Annotated in this window: 26 protein-coding genes; all 26 read left to right on the plus strand. The window is 39.2% G+C overall.

The genetic code is table 11. The annotated features are described in order from the left end of the window. Positions 1–432: 432 nt before the first annotated feature. The 26 genes from prfA (at position 433) to BMZ04_RS08550 (ending at position 21,868) form a co-directional block, all read left to right on the plus strand. Entirely contained in the window at positions 433–1,512 is a 1,080-nt protein-coding gene (prfA, locus tag BMZ04_RS08425) for a peptide chain release factor 1 (RefSeq protein WP_093267847.1), read from the plus strand. Then, a complete protein-coding gene (gene prmC / locus BMZ04_RS08430; protein ID WP_255367855.1) occupies positions 1,505–2,362 on the plus strand; it encodes a peptide chain release factor N(5)-glutamine methyltransferase in 858 nt (285 codons plus the stop codon). The genes prfA and prmC overlap by 8 nt, the downstream gene beginning before the upstream one ends. A 45-nt stretch (positions 2,363–2,407) precedes the next feature. Next, positions 2,408–2,941, plus strand: a complete 534-nt coding sequence (locus tag BMZ04_RS08435; RefSeq protein ID WP_177184381.1) for a stage II sporulation protein R — start codon at positions 2,408–2,410, stop codon at positions 2,939–2,941. A 68-nt stretch (positions 2,942–3,009) separates the two neighbouring features. Next, positions 3,010–4,038: an L-threonylcarbamoyladenylate synthase gene (locus tag BMZ04_RS08440; RefSeq protein WP_093267855.1), complete on the plus strand. Its 1,029-nt coding sequence runs from the start codon at positions 3,010–3,012 to the stop codon at positions 4,036–4,038. 183 nt (positions 4,039–4,221) lie between these two features. After that, a complete protein-coding gene (locus BMZ04_RS08445; protein WP_093267858.1) occupies positions 4,222–4,725 on the plus strand; it encodes a manganese efflux pump in 504 nt (167 codons plus the stop codon). Positions 4,726–4,784: 59 nt separating this feature from the next. After that, positions 4,785–5,225 carry a low molecular weight protein arginine phosphatase gene (locus BMZ04_RS08450; protein ID WP_093267862.1) on the plus strand — a complete coding sequence of 147 codons (441 nt, stop codon included), beginning with the start codon at positions 4,785–4,787 and terminating at the stop codon, positions 5,223–5,225. Position 5,226: 1 nt separating this feature from the next. After that, the gene (locus BMZ04_RS08455; RefSeq protein WP_093267865.1) at positions 5,227–6,534 is read left to right on the plus strand and encodes a methyl-accepting chemotaxis protein; all 1,308 of its coding nucleotides are present in this window, start codon (positions 5,227–5,229) and stop codon (positions 6,532–6,534) included. Positions 6,535–6,631: 97 nt separating this feature from the next. Then, on the plus strand, positions 6,632–7,069 hold the full coding sequence (gene rpiB, locus BMZ04_RS08460; RefSeq protein WP_093267868.1) for a ribose 5-phosphate isomerase B: 438 nt from the start codon (positions 6,632–6,634) through the stop codon (positions 7,067–7,069). A gap of 18 nt (positions 7,070–7,087) precedes the next feature. Beyond that, positions 7,088–7,633: a TIGR01440 family protein gene (locus BMZ04_RS08465; RefSeq protein WP_093267871.1), complete on the plus strand. Its 546-nt coding sequence runs from the start codon at positions 7,088–7,090 to the stop codon at positions 7,631–7,633. A gap of 21 nt (positions 7,634–7,654) precedes the next feature. Next, a complete protein-coding gene (glyA, locus tag BMZ04_RS08470; RefSeq protein WP_093267874.1) occupies positions 7,655–8,893 on the plus strand; it encodes a serine hydroxymethyltransferase in 1,239 nt (412 codons plus the stop codon). 484 nt (positions 8,894–9,377) lie between these two features. Beyond that, positions 9,378–10,007, plus strand: coding sequence for a uracil phosphoribosyltransferase (gene upp / locus BMZ04_RS08475; RefSeq protein ID WP_093267876.1), 630 nt, complete (start codon positions 9,378–9,380; stop codon positions 10,005–10,007). Between the two features lie 270 nt (positions 10,008–10,277). After that, the gene (locus tag BMZ04_RS08480; protein WP_093267879.1) at positions 10,278–10,496 is read left to right on the plus strand and encodes an AtpZ/AtpI family protein; all 219 of its coding nucleotides are present in this window, start codon (positions 10,278–10,280) and stop codon (positions 10,494–10,496) included. Positions 10,497–10,502: 6 nt separating this feature from the next. Then, positions 10,503–10,874, plus strand: a complete 372-nt coding sequence (locus tag BMZ04_RS08485; RefSeq protein WP_093267882.1) for an ATP synthase subunit I — start codon at positions 10,503–10,505, stop codon at positions 10,872–10,874. Between the two features lie 29 nt (positions 10,875–10,903). Further along, positions 10,904–11,614, plus strand: a complete 711-nt coding sequence (atpB, locus tag BMZ04_RS08490; RefSeq protein ID WP_093267884.1) for a F0F1 ATP synthase subunit A — start codon at positions 10,904–10,906, stop codon at positions 11,612–11,614. A gap of 67 nt (positions 11,615–11,681) precedes the next feature. Continuing rightward, positions 11,682–11,906 carry a F0F1 ATP synthase subunit C gene (gene atpE / locus BMZ04_RS08495; protein ID WP_053590520.1) on the plus strand — a complete coding sequence of 75 codons (225 nt, stop codon included), beginning with the start codon at positions 11,682–11,684 and terminating at the stop codon, positions 11,904–11,906. 129 nt (positions 11,907–12,035) lie between these two features. Further along, positions 12,036–12,557 (plus strand): F0F1 ATP synthase subunit B, encoded by a 522-nt coding sequence (gene atpF / locus BMZ04_RS08500; protein ID WP_093267887.1) that lies wholly within the window; start codon positions 12,036–12,038, stop codon positions 12,555–12,557. After that, entirely contained in the window at positions 12,554–13,090 is a 537-nt protein-coding gene (locus BMZ04_RS08505) for a F0F1 ATP synthase subunit delta (RefSeq protein WP_093267890.1), read from the plus strand. Before atpF ends, BMZ04_RS08505 begins: the two co-directional genes overlap by 4 nt. A 27-nt stretch (positions 13,091–13,117) precedes the next feature. Continuing rightward, the gene (gene atpA, locus BMZ04_RS08510; protein WP_093267892.1) at positions 13,118–14,626 is read left to right on the plus strand and encodes a F0F1 ATP synthase subunit alpha; all 1,509 of its coding nucleotides are present in this window, start codon (positions 13,118–13,120) and stop codon (positions 14,624–14,626) included. Positions 14,627–14,671: 45 nt separating this feature from the next. Beyond that, complete coding sequence (gene atpG / locus BMZ04_RS08515) at positions 14,672–15,532, plus strand: ATP synthase F1 subunit gamma (RefSeq protein ID WP_093267895.1); 861 nt, start codon at positions 14,672–14,674, stop codon at positions 15,530–15,532. Between the two features lie 35 nt (positions 15,533–15,567). Next, positions 15,568–16,983 carry a F0F1 ATP synthase subunit beta gene (atpD, locus tag BMZ04_RS08520; protein ID WP_093267898.1) on the plus strand — a complete coding sequence of 472 codons (1,416 nt, stop codon included), beginning with the start codon at positions 15,568–15,570 and terminating at the stop codon, positions 16,981–16,983. A gap of 24 nt (positions 16,984–17,007) precedes the next feature. After that, positions 17,008–17,412 (plus strand): F0F1 ATP synthase subunit epsilon, encoded by a 405-nt coding sequence (locus tag BMZ04_RS08525; protein ID WP_093267901.1) that lies wholly within the window; start codon positions 17,008–17,010, stop codon positions 17,410–17,412. 149 nt (positions 17,413–17,561) lie between these two features. Continuing rightward, positions 17,562–17,798, plus strand: coding sequence for a DUF1146 family protein (locus BMZ04_RS08530; protein ID WP_093267906.1), 237 nt, complete (start codon positions 17,562–17,564; stop codon positions 17,796–17,798). A 326-nt stretch (positions 17,799–18,124) separates the two neighbouring features. Next, a complete protein-coding gene (gene murA / locus BMZ04_RS08535; protein WP_093267908.1) occupies positions 18,125–19,420 on the plus strand; it encodes a UDP-N-acetylglucosamine 1-carboxyvinyltransferase in 1,296 nt (431 codons plus the stop codon). A gap of 466 nt (positions 19,421–19,886) precedes the next feature. After that, the gene (gene spoIID, locus BMZ04_RS08540) at positions 19,887–20,828 is read left to right on the plus strand and encodes a stage II sporulation protein D (RefSeq protein WP_093267910.1); all 942 of its coding nucleotides are present in this window, start codon (positions 19,887–19,889) and stop codon (positions 20,826–20,828) included. 30 nt (positions 20,829–20,858) lie between these two features. Beyond that, a complete protein-coding gene (locus BMZ04_RS08545) occupies positions 20,859–21,524 on the plus strand; it encodes a M23 family metallopeptidase (protein ID WP_093267912.1) in 666 nt (221 codons plus the stop codon). Between the two features lie 68 nt (positions 21,525–21,592). After that, positions 21,593–21,868 (plus strand): sporulation transcriptional regulator SpoIIID, encoded by a 276-nt coding sequence (locus BMZ04_RS08550; RefSeq protein WP_093267914.1) that lies wholly within the window; start codon positions 21,593–21,595, stop codon positions 21,866–21,868. The last annotated feature ends 51 nt before the right edge of the window (positions 21,869–21,919 follow it).

The following is a 21,919-nucleotide window of genomic DNA, read 5'->3' on the forward strand; positions in this document are numbered from 1 at the left end:
GTGGCAACGCCTTCGTGACCAACATAGTGTTGGCCTAAGGAGGCTGAAGCCAAGCCTGTGGAAAGCGAAGTGGTGGTCCTTGCCGAATTTAACAACTTTATGCACTTACCTGTTTGGGGTAAGTGCGTTTTTATTGCCATTTCCGGAACATCTTTATATAGTTAACTCCCTGAACTGGTTGCTCTCCTGTAACAATTGGATCTCCTATTACACATAATAGAATAATTACAGCATAAGCGGCTATATTTAATCTAATACTATATGAAAGGGCATATTTTGAGAATTGATTGCTTTAATCCCATAATGGTGCTGATAAGCCATTTACTTTCAAGCCTTAATTCCCTTCATCCAACAATAGTGAAGAAAAAGTAGCAAGGACTGCACTTTTTCTTTATAATAATGAAATAGACTTAAACGAACGAGGTGAGGTCGATGTTTGATCGATTACAATCGGTGGAAGATCGCTATGATAAATTAAATGAACTACTCAGCGACCCGGATGTCGTAAATGATACCAATAAGTTGAGACAATATTCGAAAGAACAATCCGATTTGCAAGATACAGTAGATGTATATCGCGAATACAAAGAAGTAAAAAGCCAACTTAAAGATGCGAAGCTTATGCTAGAAGATAAGCTAGATGCGGATATGAAAGAAATGGTAAAAGAAGAAGTAAATGAGCTCGAGTCGCAAATCGAGGAATTAGAAGAGCGGCTACGTGTTTTACTGATCCCGAAAGATCCAAACGATGATAAAAACGTGATAATGGAAATTCGAGGAGCAGCAGGTGGAGACGAAGCAGCTCTATTTGCAGGGAATCTATTCCGTATGTATAGTCGCTATGCGGAAACTCAAAATTGGAAAATCGATGTAATGGATTCTTCTCCAACTGGTCTTGGTGGATTCAAAGAAATTATTTTCATGATTAATGGAAACAATGCCTATTCGAAAATGAAATACGAAAATGGCGCACATCGAGTACAACGTGTCCCGGAAACGGAATCTGGTGGTCGTATTCATACATCAACGGCAACAGTTGCAGTACTTCCGGAAGTAGAGGAGGTAGATGTGGATATCCATGAAAAAGACATCCGCGTCGATACATTTGCATCTTCAGGTGCTGGTGGGCAATCTGTTAATACAACGATGTCCGCTGTGCGTATGACCCATTTACCAACTGGTATTACCGTATCTATGCAAGATGAAAAATCACAGATCAAAAATAGAGAAAAAGCGATGAAAATACTACGTGCCCGTGTTGCAGATAAATTCTTGCAAGAAGCGCAAGCGGAATATGATGCGGTTCGAAAATCAGCAGTTGGTACTGGTGACCGCTCCGAACGAATTCGCACATATAACTATCCACAAAACCGCGTAACTGATCATCGTATTGGGTTAACGATTCAAAAACTTGACCAAATTTTAGAAGGTAAAATGGATGAGATCGTCAATGCGTTAATCGTAGAAGATCAAGCGGAAAAATTAGAAAGAATGAATGATACGAATGTGTAATACAAATTATGAGGCCCTAACCCGGGCTTCTTCTTTTTTAGAGGCGAATAATCGGGAAAAAGGAGTAGCTCGTTTTCTACTGCAACATGTCCTAGGAAAAAGTTATTCACAACTAATGCAAGATTTATATGAAGACATATCCGCAGAAGACTTTCAAACTTTTTGGTCATACGTGGAAGAGCATGAAACAGGACGACCATTTCAATATATTATCGGGCAAGAAACATTTTATGACCGAAGCTTTTTAGTAAACGAACATGTTTTAATCCCTCGACCTGAAACGGAAGAGTTAATAGAAGAAGTAAAAAAACGGACGAAAAAACTATTCCATGCACAATTTGCACCGAAAGTTGCGGATATTGGGACAGGTAGCGGAGCAATTGCAATTACGATAAAAAAAGAAATGCCCGATGCAATTGTTACTGCAACAGATATTTCACCCGAAGCGCTGGAAATGGCTACAAAAAATGCACAACGATTAGAAGCGGAAATTGTATTCAAACAAGGGGATTTACTTGCCCCCATTGCAAATGAGAAATGGGATATCGTCTTATCGAATCCGCCTTATATAGGAAATGAAGAAGCGACAGACATGTCTGATACAGTGTTAGACTATGAACCACATCTTGCTTTATTTGCAGAAGAAAATGGATTGCAATTATACCGAAAAATGGCGGAACATCTTCCTCAATTGATGAATACTCCTAGTTTCATAGGTTTTGAAATAGGTTACGCCCAAGGCCCTGCTGTACAAAAAATGCTTCAAACTGCATTTCCAGAAGCACAAGTGGAAATTGTAAAAGATATAAATCAAAAAAATAGATTTGTTTTTTGTACAATCGAAGTATAAGTTATGAATCTATTGGTAACAATGTTCCTAAGGGAGGAATGTTACATGTTACCAGATTACGAGATAAAAAAAGCGCCTCGACTTGGCGGGCAAATAGATGCAGTTATTTTCTTCATATGGATGTTACTACTCATTCAGTTTTGTTTATTTTTTCTTTTTCAACAAGGGGAAGAAACGGAAGGAATGCGCTTTCGATTAATTGCCAATAGCAATACAATCCAAGATCAACAAATAAAAGAAGAAGTCAAAAGTACAATTGAACCTATTTTACTGAAGTATAATCAAAATCAGCAACAAACATATAGCGAATTAGAACAAGCTGTGGATAAGTTGTCAGAAAAGTTAAATGAAGAGATTCATATATCCACGGGCATGGCTCTATTTCCGCCTAAAGTATGGAATGAAGGAATTACTTCACAAACAAATGTAGAATCAATCGTCATTTCTATTGGGCAAGGACGTGGAGATAACTGGTGGTGCTCTTTATTTCCGAAGGTTTGTTACAAAGAAGAAGTAGAGAAAGAAGAAAAACCAAAATTTTGGGTGTGGGAATGGTTAAAAAAGAAGTTTTCCACATAACTATCCACAAAATTCAGAAAGTTATCAACAAATTGTGGACAACTAAGAAAGAAAGGAGAAAATACGACATGAAAACCGAAATTATGAGTGTGGATAACTTATTAGAAAAAGAGTTTAGTTATACACAAGCTGTGGATTTGTTAAGTGCAGGAGATACTGTTGCTTTTCCGACTGAAACTGTTTATGGGTTAGGTGCTATTGCGACGAGTGAATCTGCAGTAGCTAAAATTTTCGCAGCAAAAGGCAGACCGCAAGATAATCCGCTGATTGTGCATATTGGTTCAAAAGAAGAATTATCGGCGTTTACACAAAATGTTCCGAATCTAGCTAAAACTTGTATGGACAAATTTTGGCCGGGAGCACTTACGCTCGTATTACCTATTCAACATAATTCACTTGCTAAAAATGTAACAGCTGGATTAAATACAGTCGGCGTTCGAATGCCAGATCATCCTGTAGCACTTGAATTACTTAGACGTTTAAAACAACCAGTCGCTGCTCCAAGTGCAAATAAAAGTGGGAAACCTAGTCCAACAAAAGCTGCGCATGTGTATCATGACTTAAACGGGAAAATTCCGCTTATTTTAGATGGTGGAGCAACTGGAATCGGATTAGAGTCAACAGTTTTAGATTTTACGACAGAAGTACCAACGATATTACGCCCCGGTGGAGTGACAAAAGAAATGCTGGAAAAAGTAATTGGCCAGGTTAATGAGTCCAAACTTTCAGACGAAGCAGAAGCTCCTCGTGCACCAGGGATGAAATATGCACATTATTCACCTGATGCTCCTGTCTATTTAATCGAAGCATCAACCCAAAAAGTACAAAAGGCAATAGAACAAATACATAATGATGATAAAAAAGTAGCGTTAATCGCAACAGAAAGTTTTTACCTAACGAAAGCGGACTATTATTTTTCCTTAGGACAAGAACATCAACTAGAAAGTGCTGCTCACTTACTTTACGACGCACTTAGAAGTTGTGATGAAACAGATGCAGATATTATATTAGTTCCAATATTCTCGAAAACAGGTGTTGGAACGGCTATTATGAATAGACTGGAAAAAGCAGCTAATGGGAATTGGTATGAAATCTAATTTATGAACATGTTTCATTCTATTGTATAGAGCACCGAGATTGGATCTTTGGAGGTCTGTACGATGGTCACTGCGAAAGCCTCTATATTTTCAACGGGCCATCCCGTGCTTTTCTAATCGGAGCGTATTCTCTTCCATTCTTTTGCATACATTTAATTATGCGAAAGGACGGGGGAGATTTTTTTGTGGCGTGAAGTTTTAGCGGGTGCATTAATGTCAGTAGATGTACTCATTTTATTTTCACTCGTATTATATCGGAAGCAAATTTTCACTTTAGCAGCTTGGGTAGCATCCTTACATATGCTTTTTCCGTTAATCGGATATTATGCAGGAGCAATAGTGCAAAACTATTTGCAATATGCAAGTCCATACCTATCCGGGTTTTTGTTGATACTTGTTGGATTACAAATGGTTTTAGCGAGGTCTCCTAAACAAGTTCCGCTACTATCACCTTATTTACTAGCGGTTGTTGCGAGCATTGATACCTTTTCAGTAAGTATTTCATTTGGTATGCTTAAAGTAGAAAAGTTTCTATTCATTTTAAGTTCGGGTATATTTTCTTATTTGGCCGTTTTTATTGCGCAAAAAGTGATTTTTAAACATGCTTTTCTGAATCGAGGGCTTATAATGAGGTTGGCAGGAGTCGGCATTTTATTATTAGGAATTATAGTTTTACGAAATATTTAAGAAATGAACACATTATAATTAGACTATTTAATATATACTAGAGATGGGGAAATGTAACGATGAATATTTTGTTTGTTTGTACAGGAAATACGTGTCGAAGTCCAATGGCAGAGGCGATACTAAAGGCTCGAGATATAGAAAATATTAACGTCCGTTCCGCAGGTATTTATGCAATGGATGGAGGAGCAATGTCTCAGAATAGTCAAATAGTACTAGATAACAATGACGTACCTTTTACTCATGAGTCGTCTGCAATGAAGGAAGCGTTAATCGATTGGGCAGATCTCGTTCTCACGATGACGGCATCACATAAGCAAGCGATGATTTATTCATTTCCAGAAGCTATTTCCAAAGTGTATATGTACACAGAATTTGTGACACCTGAAAATACACAAGATGTGTCAGATCCTTATGGAGGCGATTTAAGTACATATGAGCACACGTATCAAGAACTACATACACTTACTGACAAACTAGTCAAAAAACTCCAGGGGGATTAGGATGGCAACAGAAAAAAAGCGGTACTCATTCGGAATTCAAAAAAAGATTGTTTTATTTGTTATGGTTCTAGCATTGGTTACATACACAACAAGTGCAGTGTTCATCAACTTTATACAGCCTTTACTTTTTGGAGATGGGACAAATTCACTTGCTTTTGAAATTGCTATGTATGCGTTAGGTATTATTTGGTCGGGATTACTTGCCTACTTTTTTAGCGGACTAATCATTAAGCCTTTATTTAATTTGGAAAAGGTAGCGACGCATGTCTCAGAAGGTAAAATTGGTGTCGATGTGGAAGTACCAAAATCGAAAGATGAAATCCAGTCTGTTTCTATCGCATTTCAATCGATGCTTGTCAATTTAAGAGAAATGGTTCAAAGTATTGAAGATAATTTTGAGAAAACGAATAATTCGGTGCAACAATTATCACAACAATCTTCCGTAGCTTCCGAACAGGCTGAAGCAATTGCACAAACGATTGCACAAATTTCCGAAGGGGCTGAGCATTCCGCAGTCGCTGTCCAAGAAACGGTGGAGTCAGTGGAAGATGTTCGAGTACTAGCTTCAGAAGTAAATATGCGTGCAGAAAAATCAAACGTACAGTCTGGGGAAATGATTCGAGGTTTGGCGCAAACAACGGAAGTCATTCAATCGCTTGTAAATGGTATACAACAAGTTGCTTCAGGAAGCGAAGCGGCTTTAATTAATGTAAAGCAACTAGAAGTAAACGCTGGGAAAGTGGAAAATATTATTCAACTAGTGGGTGATATAGCGGCACAAACGAATTTACTTGCATTAAATGCATCGATCGAAGCTGCTCGTGCTGGGGAACATGGAAAAGGTTTTGCGGTCGTCGCGGAAGAAGTGCGTAAACTAGCTGATGAGAGTGGGAAAGCTGTACAAGGTATTTCAGCATTAATCATTGCTATTCAAACAGATGTCCAAACGGTTGTCCGTCAAATGACAGAGCAAGTAAACTTCGCAGTAGGGGAAGCAAAACGTGTTTCTGAAACGAATGAGGCGGTAGAAGAAATGTCTCATAAAATCCATCATATGGCAGAATCCGTTGTCGAAATTTCTTCATTGGTAGAAAAACAATTATCGAATATCGAAAATACTGCCCGTCAATCTCAAGAGGTAGCTGCCATTGCAGAAGAAACGTCTGCTGGAGCAGAAGAAGTGAGAAGTGCAACAGACGAACAAGCACGATCAATCGAGCAAATTGATCGCCTATCGTTCGGATTAAAACAACAATCGGAAGCATTATTCAAGGTAATTTCGAAATTTGACAGAAATTCGTCAAGATAGTACTTTTAAATACAATTCACTTTGCGTGAATTGTATTTTTTTTTGCAGATAAATGGTATGATAAATTGGAGTACTAAAACAGAAAAGAGGGAACAAATTGAAAATTGCAATTTCTTCTGATCATGGTGGTAATATTCTTCGTAAAGAAATTATGCAACAACTAGAAGAGCTCGGACTTTCTTATGAAGATTTTGGTCCAACAAGTGACGATTCTGTTGACTATCCCGACTATGCAATGCCGGTTACAGAAGGTGTAGTAAGTGGGAAGTTTGATCGTGGCATTCTAATATGTGGTACAGGTATTGGCATGTCTATTGCAGCAAACAAAGTAAAAGGTATTAGATGCGCATTAGTACATGATGTATTTTCCGCAAAAGCAACAAGATGCCATAACGACTCGAATGTACTTGCAATGGGAGAACGAGTAATTGGTCCAGGACTTGCAAGAGAAATAGTTGCAACTTGGCTTGCACAAGATTTCGAAGGCGGACGCCACGCGCGCCGTGTAGAAAAAATTACAGCGCTAGAAAACTGAGGAAGAAGGGATTTTCAGATGGAAGCAAAAGATTTGTGGAAAGAGCAAATAGAACAGCTTCTTCTGGAAGTGGAGCAGCAAATTGACTTTCACGAAGACGATCTTTTTGTAATCGGCTGTTCAACCTCAGAAATTATAGGTGAGAAAATTGGAACCGCTGGTGGTTTAGAAGTAGCAGAGGTTTTATATGGACCATTCCAAGCATTTGCAGTGCGCAATAACGTGCATTTAGCTTTTCAGGGCTGCGAGCATATAAATCGTGCAATTACTATGGAAAGAAAGACGCAAAAGCTTTATAGATTACCGGAAGTTTCTGTTATTCCAGTTGTTCGTGCAGGTGGCTCCATGTCTGCTTATGCGTACACGCAATTCCAAGACCCAGTCGTAGTCGAGCATGTACAAGCACGTGCCGGCATTGATATAGGACAAACCCTTATTGGTATGCAGTTACAGCCTGTAGCTGTTCCAATTCGCGTGTCCACAAAACAAATTGGGGGAGCAGTCGTGACGATTGCAAACACACGTCCGAAACTAATTGGTGGAGAACGTGCATTTTACGGATGATATTAGAGGAGGAAATGAGAAATGGAGAAAATTTTAACACAAGATCCAGCAGTATACGAAGCGATGCTAGCGGAGAAAAAACGTCAGCAATCAAATATCGAGTTAATCGCATCTGAAAACTTTGTATCCGAAGCAGTTATGGAAGCACAAGGTTCAGTACTGACAAATAAATATGCAGAAGGCTACCCAGCTAAACGCTATTATGGTGGTTGTGAGCATGTAGACGTAGTAGAGAATATTGCTCGTGATCGTTTGAAAGAAATTTTCGGAGCAGAGCATGCAAACGTACAACCTCATTCGGGTTCACAAGCGAATATGGCTGTTTACATGACTGCTTTACAACCAGGTGACACGATTTTAGGTATGAATTTATCACATGGTGGACATTTAACGCATGGTTCCCCTGTAAACTTTAGTGGAATTCAATATAACTTCATCGAGTACGGTGTTAGTAAAGAAACGGAACTAATTGATTACGAAGAAGTTCGAGCAATTGCATTAGAACACAAACCAAAAATGATCGTTGCTGGAGCAAGTGCTTATTCACGTACAATTGACTTCGCTAAATTCCGTGAAATTGCAGATGAAATCGGAGCATACCTATTTGTAGATATGGCACATATTGCAGGTTTAGTTGCTGCAGGCCTTCATCCAAATCCAGTTCCACATGCGCATTTCGTTACGTCAACAACACATAAAACTTTGCGTGGACCACGTGGTGGATTGATCTTAACAACAGAAGAGTTTGCAAAGAAAATTGATAAAACTATCTTCCCAGGAATTCAAGGTGGTCCATTAATGCATGTTATCGCTGCAAAAGCAGTTGCATTTGGAGAAGCACAACAACCTGAATTCAAGGAATACCAAGCACAAGTGATTGCGAATGCTAAAACACTAGCAGATAGTTTAGTAGCAGAAGGACTTCGTATCGTATCTGGTGGTACAGACAACCACTTGATGCTAGTAGACGTTTCTGCACTTGAACTAACAGGTAAAATTGCTGAACACGTTCTTGACGAAGTTGGGATTACTGTTAACAAAAATACAATCCCATATGAAACACAAAGTCCATTTATCACTTCTGGCGTTCGATTAGGAACACCAGCAGTAACTTCTCGTGGATTTAAAGAAGAAGAAATGAAAGAAATTGCTTCGATCATTGCGAAACTATTGAAAAATCACGAGGACGCAGAAGTAATCCAAGAAGCAAAAGAACGCGTTGCAGCTTTAACGGATAAATATCCGCTGTATAATAATTAATCACATATTTGAATTAAGCTACCTTGCCAAAGCGAGGTAGCTTATTTAGATTTTAGAAACGACCTGTATGTAGTTATCGATAAAATAGTAATAGAAATGAATGAAAAAGCCCTAAACGACAAAAGATAGCTGAACACGACAAAATTGAAAATAAGGTATTAGCTACGCAAAGAGCAATCTTTAAGAAAATAGTTTCCAATAAAATCCCAACCGAGACAAAACGAGCAGTGAACACGACAAACGACCATCGAACGCGACAAAGCCCCAGGTGAACACAACAAACAACCCATCGAACACGACAAACTAACTATGAGATTTTTAATACTTTTTCTTGCTCTTAAAGCAGTCAGAAAATTAATTATTACAAACCAATGACAATAGCGCAAATAGACGCAATATTAAAACGTAGGATTAGTGGTATGTTCACTGCGTTTTTTGTTATAATTAATAGAATTTCAAATAAAACCACGAAGGAGATAAAAATATGCCTAAAGTTTTCGTATTTGACCACCCACTTATTCAACACAAACTCACATATATCCGCAATATTGAAACGGGAACAAAAGAATTCCGTGAACTTGTTGATGAAGTGGCTACACTAATGGCTTTTGAAATTACTCGTGATCTGCCATTAGAGGAAACAGAAGTGAAAACACCGGTCCAAACAACTCAATCAAAAGTATTAGCCGGGAAGAAAATTGGAATCGTTCCAATATTACGTGCAGGAATAGGGATGGTTGATGGTATTTTAAAATTAATCCCCGCTGCAAAGGTTGGACATATTGGGCTATACAGAGATCCCGAAACATTACAACCTGTAGAATATTATGTGAAGCTTCCAGCTGATGTGGCTGAACGTGATTTTATTTTAGTAGATCCTATGCTTGCAACAGGTGGCTCCGCAATTGAGGCAGTAAATTCACTTAAAACACGCGGAGCAACGAGTATTAAGTTTATGTGCTTAATCGCAGCTCCTGAAGGTGTAGAAGCATTACAAAAGGCGCATCCGGATGTAGATATTTATATAGCTGCACTCGATGAAAAATTAAATGAACATGGTTATATCGTACCAGGTTTGGGTGACGCTGGTGACCGTTTATTCGGAACGAAGTAATAAATTTCTTTTTTTTTTATAACTGGAGACACAAAAATTATCGTTTGACAAGCAATGAGTAAACATAATTTTCTTAAATTTGTCGATACGATGTCAAAGTGGATCCATTTGTGAAGTTTTTCACTCTTAGTAATTGACATCAAATTGCCCCTATTGTATGCTTACAAAGGATATCAATGATAGGGGTTTCATGCTCGAAATACTTGTCGTATCAACTTTCTACTAGATTCGCAGTTTTTACTTAATAAGGAAAAACGTGAGGATTCATTTATGCGTCAGACAAGACGTCCGTTACAAGGGATAGCATTGTATTCAGCGATTCTCTCACAGCTTGTAGGTTCTATATTAATAGGAACATTCACAGGAATGTGGATAGATAAAACATATGGAACCACTCCAGTTTTTTTAGTAATATGTTTACTACTAGGTCTTTTGGCCGGCGTATTGGCGCTTATTACTACCATTCGAAAATATGATTCAGGAGACTAAAGAACAATGCTAGAAATGCAACGTATTTTTACGAAGCAGAAAATATACATATTTTTTTTGCTAGCAGTATGTGCGCTAGGTTGGGGATTCACCCCGTATTCGACAATTTTTGCAGGCTTAGCACTAGGTTCGTTATTTGGTCTGTATAATTTCTGGATTCTAACGCGTAGAATGGAGAAATTTGATCGTGTGTTATCTGGTGAAAAAGGACGAGCAGGTTTAGGTACAGCATTTCGATTTGCATCAGGTGTTGCAGCCGTAGCAATTGCACTTGCCCTTCCAGAATATATTCATCTTATTAGCACAGTTATCGGTTTAATGATTCCCTATGTTCTGCTTGTTGTAGAACGTATTATGTTTCATACAAGAAATCAGTAATGAGTATGTGAAAGAGAGGTGAATGAATCGTGGAACATAAAAATCCAGAATTTGTGTTTCTAGGGATGCATGGTAACTGGTCCAACATTTTAATGCTTGCTGTTACTACACTCATTGTATTTTTGATCGCCTACATAGCGACAAGAAACATGAAACTGAAGCCAACTGGTATGCAAAACTTCATGGAGTGGATAATGGACTTTGTGAAAGGCATTATTAAAAGTAACTTCGACTGGCAAACTGGTGGACGATTCCATATTCTTGGAATTACATTAATCATGTTTATCGCAGTAGCGAACGTATTAGGACTTCCGTTTTCTATTTCATATGACGGAGTACTTTGGTGGAAATCCCCAACAGCAGATCCAACAGTAACAATGACACTAGCAGTAATGATTCTTCTATTAACGCACTATTATGGTATTAAAATGAAGGGTTTGAAAGAATATGGGAAAGACTTCTTAAAGCCGCTTCCATTCCTATTACCTTTAAAAATTATTGAAGAATTCGCAAACACGTTGACACTCGGTCTACGTCTTTACGGTAACATCTATGCAGGGGAAGTTCTACTCGGACTACTTGCAGGCTTAGCAACATCTAGTGCTTTCGGCTTTGTTGGAGCAATTATACCAGCAATGGCATGGCAAGGTTTCTCCCTATTTATAGGTGGAATCCAAGCGTTCATTTTCGTTATGTTAACGATGGTTTATATGTCGCACAAAGTGTCGACAGACCATTAATATAACTGCTTAAATCTTAAGCAGAAATAAATAAAAATAAACAACATTCCAAGGAGGAAATTAAACAATGGTAGGTTCAGTTGGTCTTTTAGCAGCAGCTATAGCAATCGGTTTAGGTGCACTTGGTGCAGGTATTGGTAACGGATTAATCGTTTCAAAAACAGTAGAAGGTATCGCTCGTCAACCAGAAGCACGTGGAGCTTTACAAACAGTTATGTTCATCGGGGTAGCATTAGTTGAGGCGATTCCAATCATCGCTGCAGTTATCGCGTTCATCGTATTAAACAAATAATAAACATAGACAAGTCTATAATGGCGGAAACTTATCCGCCATTCTCTTTATGAATTAGAAAACAATGATCAAATGTTTACATTATAGAAGCAATATCTCTTAATAGCGTTTGAAAGGAGTGAAACAATCGTGTCTTTTGATTACCTTATCCTTGGTGCTGGTGGTGCCGGGTTAAACATTTGGGATATCATCGCTACACTATTCTTCTTCTTATTACTTATGGCTCTATTGAAGAAAGTAGCATGGGGTCCACTTATGGGGATTATGACTCAACGTGAAGAGTTGATCGCAAGTGAAATCGAAGCAGCTGAAAATAGCCGCCAAGAATCACAGCGTTTACTTGAAGAACAACGTGACTTACTGAAAGAAGCACGTACGGAAGCATTAGCGATTGTCGAAAATGCGAAGAAACAAGGCGAAGCATCTCGTGAAGATATTATTACGACAGCTCGTACTGAAGCAGCGCGTTTGAAAGAATCTGCTATCCGTGAAATCGATACAGAAAAAGAAAGAGCGATTGCAGCAGTACGACAAGAAGTAGTTTCACTTTCTGTACTTGCAGCGTCGAAAGTTCTTGAAAAAGAAGTTTCGGAAGAAGATAATCGTACGCTAATCGAGGCAACGATTGCGAAGGCAGGCGAAGTTAATTGAGTAATTTAACTGCAGCCAAAAGATACGCAATCGCTTTATTCGAACTAGCACAACAAAAGAACGAACTTCCATCCGTAGAAAATGATTTACGTGAACTGAAACTTGTTTGGAACGGCAACAAAGAAGTGAAGACATTATTTACTTCCCCGAAGCTGTCACTAGATAAGAAAAAGGCGTTAATTCGTGACATTTTCAAGGATGCTAATCCAATTGTCATTCATACACTTTTAGTGCTGATTGATAAGAAAAGATTAGGCGAAGTATCAGACATTATTACTGAATTTATGGCACTTTCGAACGAAGCAAAAGGTATTGCGGACGCGAAAGTATATACTACTCGTGAGTTATCAGAAGAAGAGCGTGGGAAGGTTTCGTCCGCATTCGCAAAAAATGTTGGAAAACAATCTTTACGTATTCAAAACATTGTAGATCCATCTATCATTGGTGGAATGCGTGTACAAATCGGAAACCGCATTTACGACAGCAGTCTTAGCACAAAGCTAGATCGTTTAAAACGTAATTTGATCGGTTAATATTATGAATTTTGAGAGGTGACATACATGAGCATCAAAGCTGAAGAAATCAGTGTCTTGATTAAACAGCAGATTGAGAACTATGAATCTGAGATGAAAGTTAGTGATGTTGGTACAGTTATCAAAATTGGTGACGGTATCGCCCTTGCTCATGGCCTCGACAACGTCATGGCTGGAGAACTTTTAGAATTCTCAACTGGTGTATTAGGTATGGCACAAAACTTGGAAGCGAACAACGTTGGTATCGTTATCCTTGGACCATACACTGACATCAAAGAAGGCGATGAAGTACGTCGAACTGGCCGTATTATGGAAGTTCCTGTTGGTAAAGAATTGATTGGCCGCGTTGTCAATCCACTTGGCCAACCTGTTGATGGACTAGGTCCTATCGCAACTACAAAATCTCGTCCAATCGAAAGTCCTGCACAAGGGGTTATGGCACGTAAATCTGTACATGAACCACTACAAACAGGTATTAAAGCGATTGACGCACTTGTTCCAATCGGACGTGGTCAACGTGAGTTAATCATCGGTGACCGTCAAACGGGTAAAACGACTGTAGCAATCGATGCAATTCTTAACCAAGCAGACCAAGATATGATCTGTGTTTATGTAGCAATCGGACAAAAAGAATCGACTGTACGTAACGTAGTTGAAACACTTCGTAAAAAAGGTGCTCTAGATTACACAATCGTCGTTACTGCATCAGCATCTCAACCAGCTCCATTATTATACTTAGCTCCTTATGCTGGTGTAACTATGGCAGAAGAGTTTATGTTCGAAGGCAAGCACGTGTTAATCGTTTATGATGATTTATCTAAACAAGCTGCTGCTTACCGTGAACTTTCATTACTTCTTCGTCGTCCTCCAGGTCGTGAAGCATATCCAGGGGATGTATTTTACTTACACAGCCGTCTACTTGAGCGCGCTGCGAAGTTAAATGAAACACTTGGTGCAGGTTCAATCACTGCATTACCGTTCGTTGAAACACAAGCGGGAGATATCTCTGCTTATATTCCAACAAACGTTATTTCAATTACTGACGGTCAAATCTTCTTACAATCTGACCTATTCTTCTCGGGTGTTCGTCCAGCGATCAATGCCGGATTATCCGTATCTCGTGTAGGTGGTTCAGCTCAAATTAAGGCAATGAAAAAAGTTGCGGGTACTCTACGTCTTGACTTAGCGGCATTCCGTGAACTAGAAGCATTCTCTCAATTTGGATCGGATCTTGACGCTGCAACTCAAGCAAAACTTAACCGTGGTGTACGTACAGTTGAAGTATTAAAACAAGACTTGAATAGCCCTATTAAAGTAGAAAAACAAGTTATGATTTTATACGCACTAACTCGTGGCCATTTAGATGATATTCCAGTAAAAGACATTACTCGTTTTGAAGCTGAACTTGGTAGCTGGTTAGATTCAAACCACACAAACGTTTTAGATCATATTCGTACGACTAAAGACCTTCCTTCAGATGAAGATATGTCAAATGCAATCAATGCATTTAAAAAGACTTTCGCTAAATCTGAGTAATTCTAAAGTCTAAGTGAAAAAAAACGATAAGGTGGTGAAATACCAGTGGCATCATTACGCGATATTAAAGGTAAAATTACGTCAACAAAGAAAACAAGTCAGATTACGAAAGCTATGCAAATGGTTTCAGCTTCTAAATTGAACCGTGCAGAGGAAAATGCGAAAGCATATGTTCCTTACATGACGAAAATTCAGGAAGTGGTAGGTGCAATTGCAACAGGAACAAGTGATGGAGCGCATCCAATGCTAACTTCTCGTCCTGTGAAAAAGACTGCATATCTTGTTATTACGGCAGATCGCGGCTTAGCAGGTGCGTATAATAGTAATATTATTCGTGCAGCATCTAATGCAATAGCGGAGCGACATTCTTCCAAAGATGAATATGTTATTTTAGCAATTGGTCGTATGGGACGTGACTTCTTCTCTAAACGTGGTTCGAATGTAATCGGAGAAGTAATAGGTTTACCAGATCAACCTGCCTTTTCTGATATAAAAGAAATAGCGCGCAGAGCTGTTGGTATGTTCACGGATGGTACATATGATGAACTATATATGTACTATAACCACTTTGTCAGTGCCATCTCTAGTGAAGTTACAGAGAAAAAGGTACTGCCACTTACGGATCTTGCAGTAGAAACGGGCACAACTGCTTCTTATGAATTCGATCCTTCTGCTGAAGCGATTCTAGAAGTGTTACTTCCACAATATGCGGAAAGCCTAATTTTTGGTGCATTACTCGATGGTAAAGCAAGTGAACATGCTATGCGTATGTCTGCTATGAAATCTGCAACAGACAACGCAACTGACTTAATTGGTAATTTAACATTAGTTTATAACCGAGCACGACAAGCGGCAATTACGCAAGAAATTACGGAAATCGTCGGCGGTGCAGCGGCTCTTGATTAGTCAATGAAAGAAAAGTAAGACAGGAGGGAACAGTAGTGAACAAAGGACAAGTACTACAAGTAATGGGTCCAGTTGTTGACGTTAAGTTTGACAATGGCCACTTACCAGCTATTTATAACGCTTTAACTGTAGCGATTGAACGTCCAAACGAAGCTCCTACTACGTTAACGTTAGAAGTTGCTTTACACTTAGGAGATGACGCAGTTCGTACTATTGCTATGGCATCGACAGATGGTCTTAAGCGCGGTACGGAAGTAATTGATGCTGGTGCAGCGATTTCTGTTCCAGTTGGTGACGTTACTCTAGGACGTGTATTCAACGTGTTAGGTGAAGTTATCGACCTAGGAGAAGAAATTTCAGTGAATGATCGTCGTGATCCAATTCATCGCTCAGCTCCAACATTCGAAAATCTTTCAACTGAAGTTGAAATTCTTGAAACAGGTATTAAAGTAGTAGACCTATTAGCTCCATATATTAAAGGTGGTAAAATCGGTCTATTCGGTGGTGCCGGTGTAGGGAAAACAGTTCTTATCCAAGAATTGATTAACAATATCGCACAAGAACACGGTGGTATTTCGGTATTCGCTGGTGTTGGTGAGCGTACACGTGAAGGAAACGACTTATTCCATGAGATGAGCGATTCTGGCGTTATTAAGAAAACAGCAATGGTATTCGGTCAAATGAATGAGCCACCTGGAGCACGTATGCGTGTTGCCTTAACTGGTCTTACAATGGCTGAATATTTCCGTGATGAACAAGGTGCAGACGTACTATTATTCATCGACAACATTTTCCGTTTCACACAAGCTGGTTCGGAAGTTTCAGCACTATTAGGTCGTATGCCTTCTGCTGCTGGTTACCAACCAACACTTGCAACGGAAATGGGTCAATTACAAGAGCGTATCACGTCTACTAATACTGGTTCAGTTACATCTATCCAAGCGATTTATGTACCAGCCGATGACTATACGGATCCAGCTCCAGCAACAACTTTTGCTCACTTAGATGCAACAACAAACCTAGAGCGTAAATTATCTGAGATGGGTATTTACCCAGCGGTGGATCCTCTAGCTTCTTCTTCTCGTGCGCTTTCACCAGAAATCGTAGGACAAGAGCATTATGAAGTAGCACGTCAAGTGCAATATACTTTACAACGCTACAGAGAGCTTCAAGATATCATTGCAATCTTAGGTATGGATGAATTAGGGGACGATGACAAATTAACGGTTAACCGTGCACGTCGTATTCAGTTCTATCTATCTCAAAACTTCCATGTTGCGGAACAATTTACTGGTCAAAAAGGTTCATATGTTCCAGTTAAAGAAACAGTTCAAGGATTTAAACAAATTCTTGAAGGAAAATATGACCACCTTCCAGAAGATGCTTTCCGTTTAGTTGGACGCATTGAAGAAGTAGTTGAAAAAGCGAAAAGCATGGGCGTAGAAGTATAATAAATCGGACCAGGAGGTAAAAATATGAAGACACTTACAGTCAATATTGTCACTCCCGACGGCCCGGTATACGATTCTGAAGTCGACATGATCATCGCTAAAACAGCATCCGGTGAAATCGGTATTTTACCTGGGCATATTCCAACAGTTGCACCACTTGTTATAGGTGCTGTTAAACTGAAAAAAGCTGGGAAATCCGAGTACGTGGCAGTCAACGGTGGTTTTGTAGAAGTTCGACCTGAAAAGGTTTCCATTCTAACACAATCCGCTGAAGTTGCTTCCGATATCGATGTAGCTCGTGCTAAAGAATCGATGAAACGTGCAGAACAACGTCTTCAAGGTAAAACAGATGCATTAGACTCTAGTCGTGCTGAACTTTCTTTGAAACGTGCTATGAATCGTATCAACGTTTATGAGGGTAACATTTAACTTTATTTAGTATTTTGGAACGGGCAGAAAAAGTTCTGCCCGTTTTTTCTTGAATACATAATTTTGTAACGTTCAAAATACTAAATTAGCGTTTTTAAATCGTAAATAACTAGTTAGGGACGAAAAAACAAATTGGAGGACGATGAAAAATGGGTTTCTTAAATAGCGAACAAGCAGTACTTGCGATTTTAGCAAATATTTTTTTTATCGGAATTTCTTTTTATGCATTACAGGCACTTATGCTGGACAGAATAATTAAAAAGAATCATGTGTTTCAAGCGCAACTTTTATTCATTTTGGCTAGCATTACAATAGGCTCAACTGTCGCAAACTTTTTCTTGAACCTCACTGCCTGGTCGGACCAACTACAATTTTTATTTAATTAATAAACAGATCCTATATGCTCATGCAAATAATGGACAAGTTTGTATGAGCATGTAGAATCTGCTCGTATTTCCTGGGAAATATTTTGTCGAATAGGTTTGGTGCAAAGTTTTATGGGGTATTGAAAATTATCTACACGAAAAGCCTGGGTATTACGTATAATAGAACAAGAAAATATACTGAATTAGACATTGAAAATAGTGTTTTTGATGCTTGTATATAGTCGAATTACGTTGTATGATGAATATTGTTTTGAATACCTAAATATGACATCATACATATTTCTTTTATATAAAGCAAATGAGGATAAGAACGCGGAGGGAACGAAGTGGATAAAATCATTGTTAAAGGTGGCCAAACGTTAAACGGGAAAGTTCGAGTAGAAGGTGCCAAAAATGCTGTTCTACCAGTACTCGCGGCAGCATTGCTCGCAACAAACGGAAAAAACGTTATTAAAGATGTGCCAACGCTTGCAGATGTTTTGACAATAAACGAGGTTTTAAAAAGTTTAAATACAGAAGTAATATATAGTCCTGAAAAGAATGAAGTAATTATTGATTCACAAAAAAGACTTTCGAGTGAGGCTCAATTTGAGTATGTGCGTAAAATGCGTGCCTCTATTCTTGTAATGGGCCCTATTTTAGCGCGCAATGGTTTTGCTCGTGTTGCATTACCTGGAGGTTGTGCGATTGGCTCACGTCCAATTGATCAGCATCTAAAAGGATTCGAAGCAATGGGTGCTGAAATTTCTTTCGGTAATGGTTTTGTCGAGGCGAAAACAAATGGTCGTTTACAAGGTGCCAAAATTTATCTGGATGTACCAAGTGTTGGTGCAACCGAAAACATTATGACAGCTGCAGCTCTTGCACAAGGTACTACTGTTATTGAAAATGCAGCAAAAGAACCTGAAATTGTCGATTTAGCTAACTTCATCAACGAAATGGGCGGTCGAGTGAAAGGTGCTGGTACAGATACAATCCGTATCGAAGGTGTATCAGAGCTTCACGGTACAGAACACCACATCATCCCGGATCGTATTGAAGCAGGAACATTTATGGTTGCAGCTGCAATTACAAAAGGTGATGTGATCATCGAAAATGCCGTACCTGAACATATGACAGCCCTAATTTCGAAAATGCAAGAAATGGGTGTTGAAATTACAGAAGAGGAACAGGGCCTTCGTGTGAGAGCTAGTGGCGATTTAAAATCAGTAGATATTAAAACAATGCCACATCCTGGTTTCCCAACTGATATGCAATCACAAATGATGGCATTAATGATGACGGCACACGGTACTGGCATCATTACAGAAACTGTTTTTGAAAATCGTTTCATGCACGTAGAAGAATTCCGACGCATGAATGGCAATATGAAAATCGAAGGACGCTCAGTTATAATGGAGTCTCCATCTAATCTACAAGGTGCAGAAGTTGGTGCTACAGACTTACGTGCAGCAGCAGCATTAATCATCGCAGGTTTAGTTGCTGAAGGTATCACACGCGTAACTGAACTATATCATTTAGACCGTGGTTATGTTGACTTCGACAAGAAGCTTGCAGCACTTGGTGCAGACATCGAACGTATCGGAACCGAAAGTCCTGAAAAGGCAGTGTCACTCGTATAATAATATATGTAAAGCGCTATTCATCTATTCGTGGATAGTGCTTTTTTGCGTTTAATGCTGCACTTTGCTAGAGAATAAGTGAAGCATGAGTTCAAAAGCTCTTGCCTACGCAAAAATTAGCACTCAAATTTCCAATATAATCCTAAGCGAGACAAAACACCCCATGAACGCGACAAACCATATATCGAACGCGACAAAACGCCCGTCGAACACGACAAACGACTAGCCCAGCACTACAAAACCAAAAGGGCAGCTCGGGCAGCTCTTGCCTAGCCAAAAATCAGTTTGTAAGTAACTAAGTTTCCAATATAAGCCTAAGCGAGACAAAACACCCCGTGAACGCGACAAACCATATATCGAACGCGACAAAACACCGGTCGAACACGACAAACGACCAGCCGAACACGACAAAACCAATTAAAATTATTCATTCATGAAAAATCCCAAACTAGCATATAGTTGTCCTATGAAACAAAATATCCTACTACTAATACTTTGCATCTGCCTCTTGTTATTACCCTTTTTATTAATCAAAGTAAAGCATGACGCAAAACCTGCACCAGTAGTCGAAAAAGTACTCGAAATAGACTGCCCAATACTAATAGAAGTGGAAGGGGTAAAGGAGAAAATTCCTCTTGAAACATACGTACTAGGGGTTGTAGCTGCAGAAATGCCTGTTATCTTCCATGAAGAAGCGTTAAAGGCGCAATCCATTGCAGCAAGGACGTATGTGCTAAGGGAAACAAACTATGGGGAAAAGTCAATCGACAAAACAGTGCAAAAACAAGTATACGCAACAAAAGAAGAGCGCAAGAAAAAATGGGGGGCCTCCTTTGAAGCATATGAGGACAAGCTTCAAAAGGTTGTTGCCGCAACAGAAGGCGAAATAATTGTTTACAAAGATCAACTGATCACCGCGATGTTCTTTTCTTCGAGCAACGGCCAAACAGAAAGTGCGGAAAATTACAGCGGGTATGCGATTCCCTATTTAGTTTCAGTGCAAAGTGCAGCAGAAGAACAATATGCTCCGAATATAAAAAAGCAATTTGAATTCACCCATAAGGAATGGGCAAATGCTTTTGGTATAAAGTGGTCTTCTAACATAGCAACTAGTTTTCAAGTTACAAAGACAGATACAAACCGTGTAGAGTCGATTCAAATGAGTGGCAAGACATGGACTGGCAGAGAAGTTCGTACATTACTTGGACTACCATCCACCGATTTCACGGTAACTTTCCAGAATGATAAAGTGGTAGTAAACACTGTTGGATACGGGCATGGGGTAGGGATGAGCCAGTACGGGGCAGAGGTGCTAGCGAACGATTCCGTAAAGGCTCACGACATTTTATTGCACTATTATAAAGAAACAGAAATAAAAAGTTTTTCAGCATGTTTAAAATCTCCTTGATTTGCCAACAATGCAATTGAGGTGATGAAAATGAGAGAAGAACAATCAAACAAGCCTTCTCAGAAGAAGACGAAGACCAATCCGAAAAAACCATGGTTTTGGCCACTAGTCTACACAGGTTTTGCGGTAGCATTTGTAGGGATGATTTGGGGGTACAATGTGTATGTTAGCACAGATTCAGCGGAGGATGCAGAATGGTCCGATGCAGGTAGTAAACCTGAAAAGGTAGCAATCGAAACGAACGCTCAAGCAGAAAACATGAAATATCCTTTCGAAGAAGCTCTGCTAGATAACGTGGAGGTTGTACAACATTATTACGACATGGAAGCGGATGAAACGACTCGTGAAAAATCATTGCTCGTATTCAATCAAACTTACAGAACAAGCACAGGTGTATCCCTTTCTATGAATAGCGAACCTTTCGAAGTAGTAGCTGCAATGAGTGGGAAAGTAGAAGAAGTAAATCTAGATCCATTTGTAGGAGATGAAATTGTCTTATCGCATGCAAATGGTATGCAAACAAAATATCGCTCAGTCACTGGCATTCTAGTAAAAGTTGGAGACGAAGTAGAACAAGGTCAACCACTTGCATCTACATCGGAAAATGAATGGAATCCAACTGCAGGCAACCATTTGCAATTTGAAGTACTCGACAACGGCGTACTCGTTAATCCGGAATCATTACTAGCTTTTTAATTCATAATAACTTATACGTATGCATAAAGTGATGAAAAGTGTTCCTTTACTAACGAAAGGAAGAGTTGGTGCACGAAACGATTCGTCATAGATGTATACGTTTAGGTGAAATGGTCATTGAAACGAAAAAAACTGTCCGTGCCATCGCGAGCACTACCGGTCATTCCAAAAGTACCGTTCATAAGGACTTAACGGAAAGACTTCATTTAGTAGATCCGCAGCTAGCAAAAGAAGTGAAAGAAATTCTTGCGTATCATAAATCGGTCAGGCATTTGCGAGGTGGAGAGGCTACGAAAAGAAAATGGAAAACGAAAAAGGAAGATAGGAAAGGTCGTGATTTGTAAAATCACGGCTTTTTCTTGTTCATCGAGATGCAGCATAAGTTTTGCCACAAA

This window comes from Psychrobacillus sp. OK032 (assembly GCF_900111345.1).
GTDB lineage: Bacteria > Bacillota > Bacilli > Bacillales_A > Planococcaceae > Psychrobacillus.

What these genes read in the sequence shown, in the direction of transcription:
- prfA (WP_093267847.1), top strand. Translation starts at nt 433, where the DNA reads ATGTTTGATCGATTACAATCGGTGGAAGATCGCTATGATAAATTAAAT.
- prmC (WP_255367855.1), top strand. Translation starts at nt 1,505, where the DNA reads ATGTGTAATACAAATTATGAGGCCCTAACCCGGGCTTCTTCTTTTTTA.
- BMZ04_RS08435 (WP_177184381.1), top strand. Translation starts at nt 2,408, where the DNA reads ATGTTACCAGATTACGAGATAAAAAAAGCGCCTCGACTTGGCGGGCAA.
- BMZ04_RS08440 (WP_093267855.1), top strand. Translation starts at nt 3,010, where the DNA reads ATGAAAACCGAAATTATGAGTGTGGATAACTTATTAGAAAAAGAGTTT.
- BMZ04_RS08450 (WP_093267862.1), top strand. Translation starts at nt 4,785, where the DNA reads ATGAATATTTTGTTTGTTTGTACAGGAAATACGTGTCGAAGTCCAATG.
- BMZ04_RS08455 (WP_093267865.1), top strand. Translation starts at nt 5,227, where the DNA reads ATGGCAACAGAAAAAAAGCGGTACTCATTCGGAATTCAAAAAAAGATT.
- BMZ04_RS08465 (WP_093267871.1), top strand. Translation starts at nt 7,088, where the DNA reads ATGGAAGCAAAAGATTTGTGGAAAGAGCAAATAGAACAGCTTCTTCTG.
- glyA (WP_093267874.1), top strand. Translation starts at nt 7,655, where the DNA reads ATGGAGAAAATTTTAACACAAGATCCAGCAGTATACGAAGCGATGCTA.
- upp (WP_093267876.1), top strand. Translation starts at nt 9,378, where the DNA reads ATGCCTAAAGTTTTCGTATTTGACCACCCACTTATTCAACACAAACTC.
- BMZ04_RS08480 (WP_093267879.1), top strand. Translation starts at nt 10,278, where the DNA reads ATGCGTCAGACAAGACGTCCGTTACAAGGGATAGCATTGTATTCAGCG.
- BMZ04_RS08485 (WP_093267882.1), top strand. Translation starts at nt 10,503, where the DNA reads ATGCTAGAAATGCAACGTATTTTTACGAAGCAGAAAATATACATATTT.
- atpE (WP_053590520.1), top strand. Translation starts at nt 11,682, where the DNA reads ATGGTAGGTTCAGTTGGTCTTTTAGCAGCAGCTATAGCAATCGGTTTA.
- atpA (WP_093267892.1), top strand. Translation starts at nt 13,118, where the DNA reads ATGAGCATCAAAGCTGAAGAAATCAGTGTCTTGATTAAACAGCAGATT.
- BMZ04_RS08525 (WP_093267901.1), top strand. Translation starts at nt 17,008, where the DNA reads ATGAAGACACTTACAGTCAATATTGTCACTCCCGACGGCCCGGTATAC.
- BMZ04_RS08530 (WP_093267906.1), top strand. Translation starts at nt 17,562, where the DNA reads ATGGGTTTCTTAAATAGCGAACAAGCAGTACTTGCGATTTTAGCAAAT.
- spoIID (WP_093267910.1), top strand. Translation starts at nt 19,887, where the DNA reads ATGAAACAAAATATCCTACTACTAATACTTTGCATCTGCCTCTTGTTA.
- BMZ04_RS08545 (WP_093267912.1), top strand. Translation starts at nt 20,859, where the DNA reads ATGAGAGAAGAACAATCAAACAAGCCTTCTCAGAAGAAGACGAAGACC.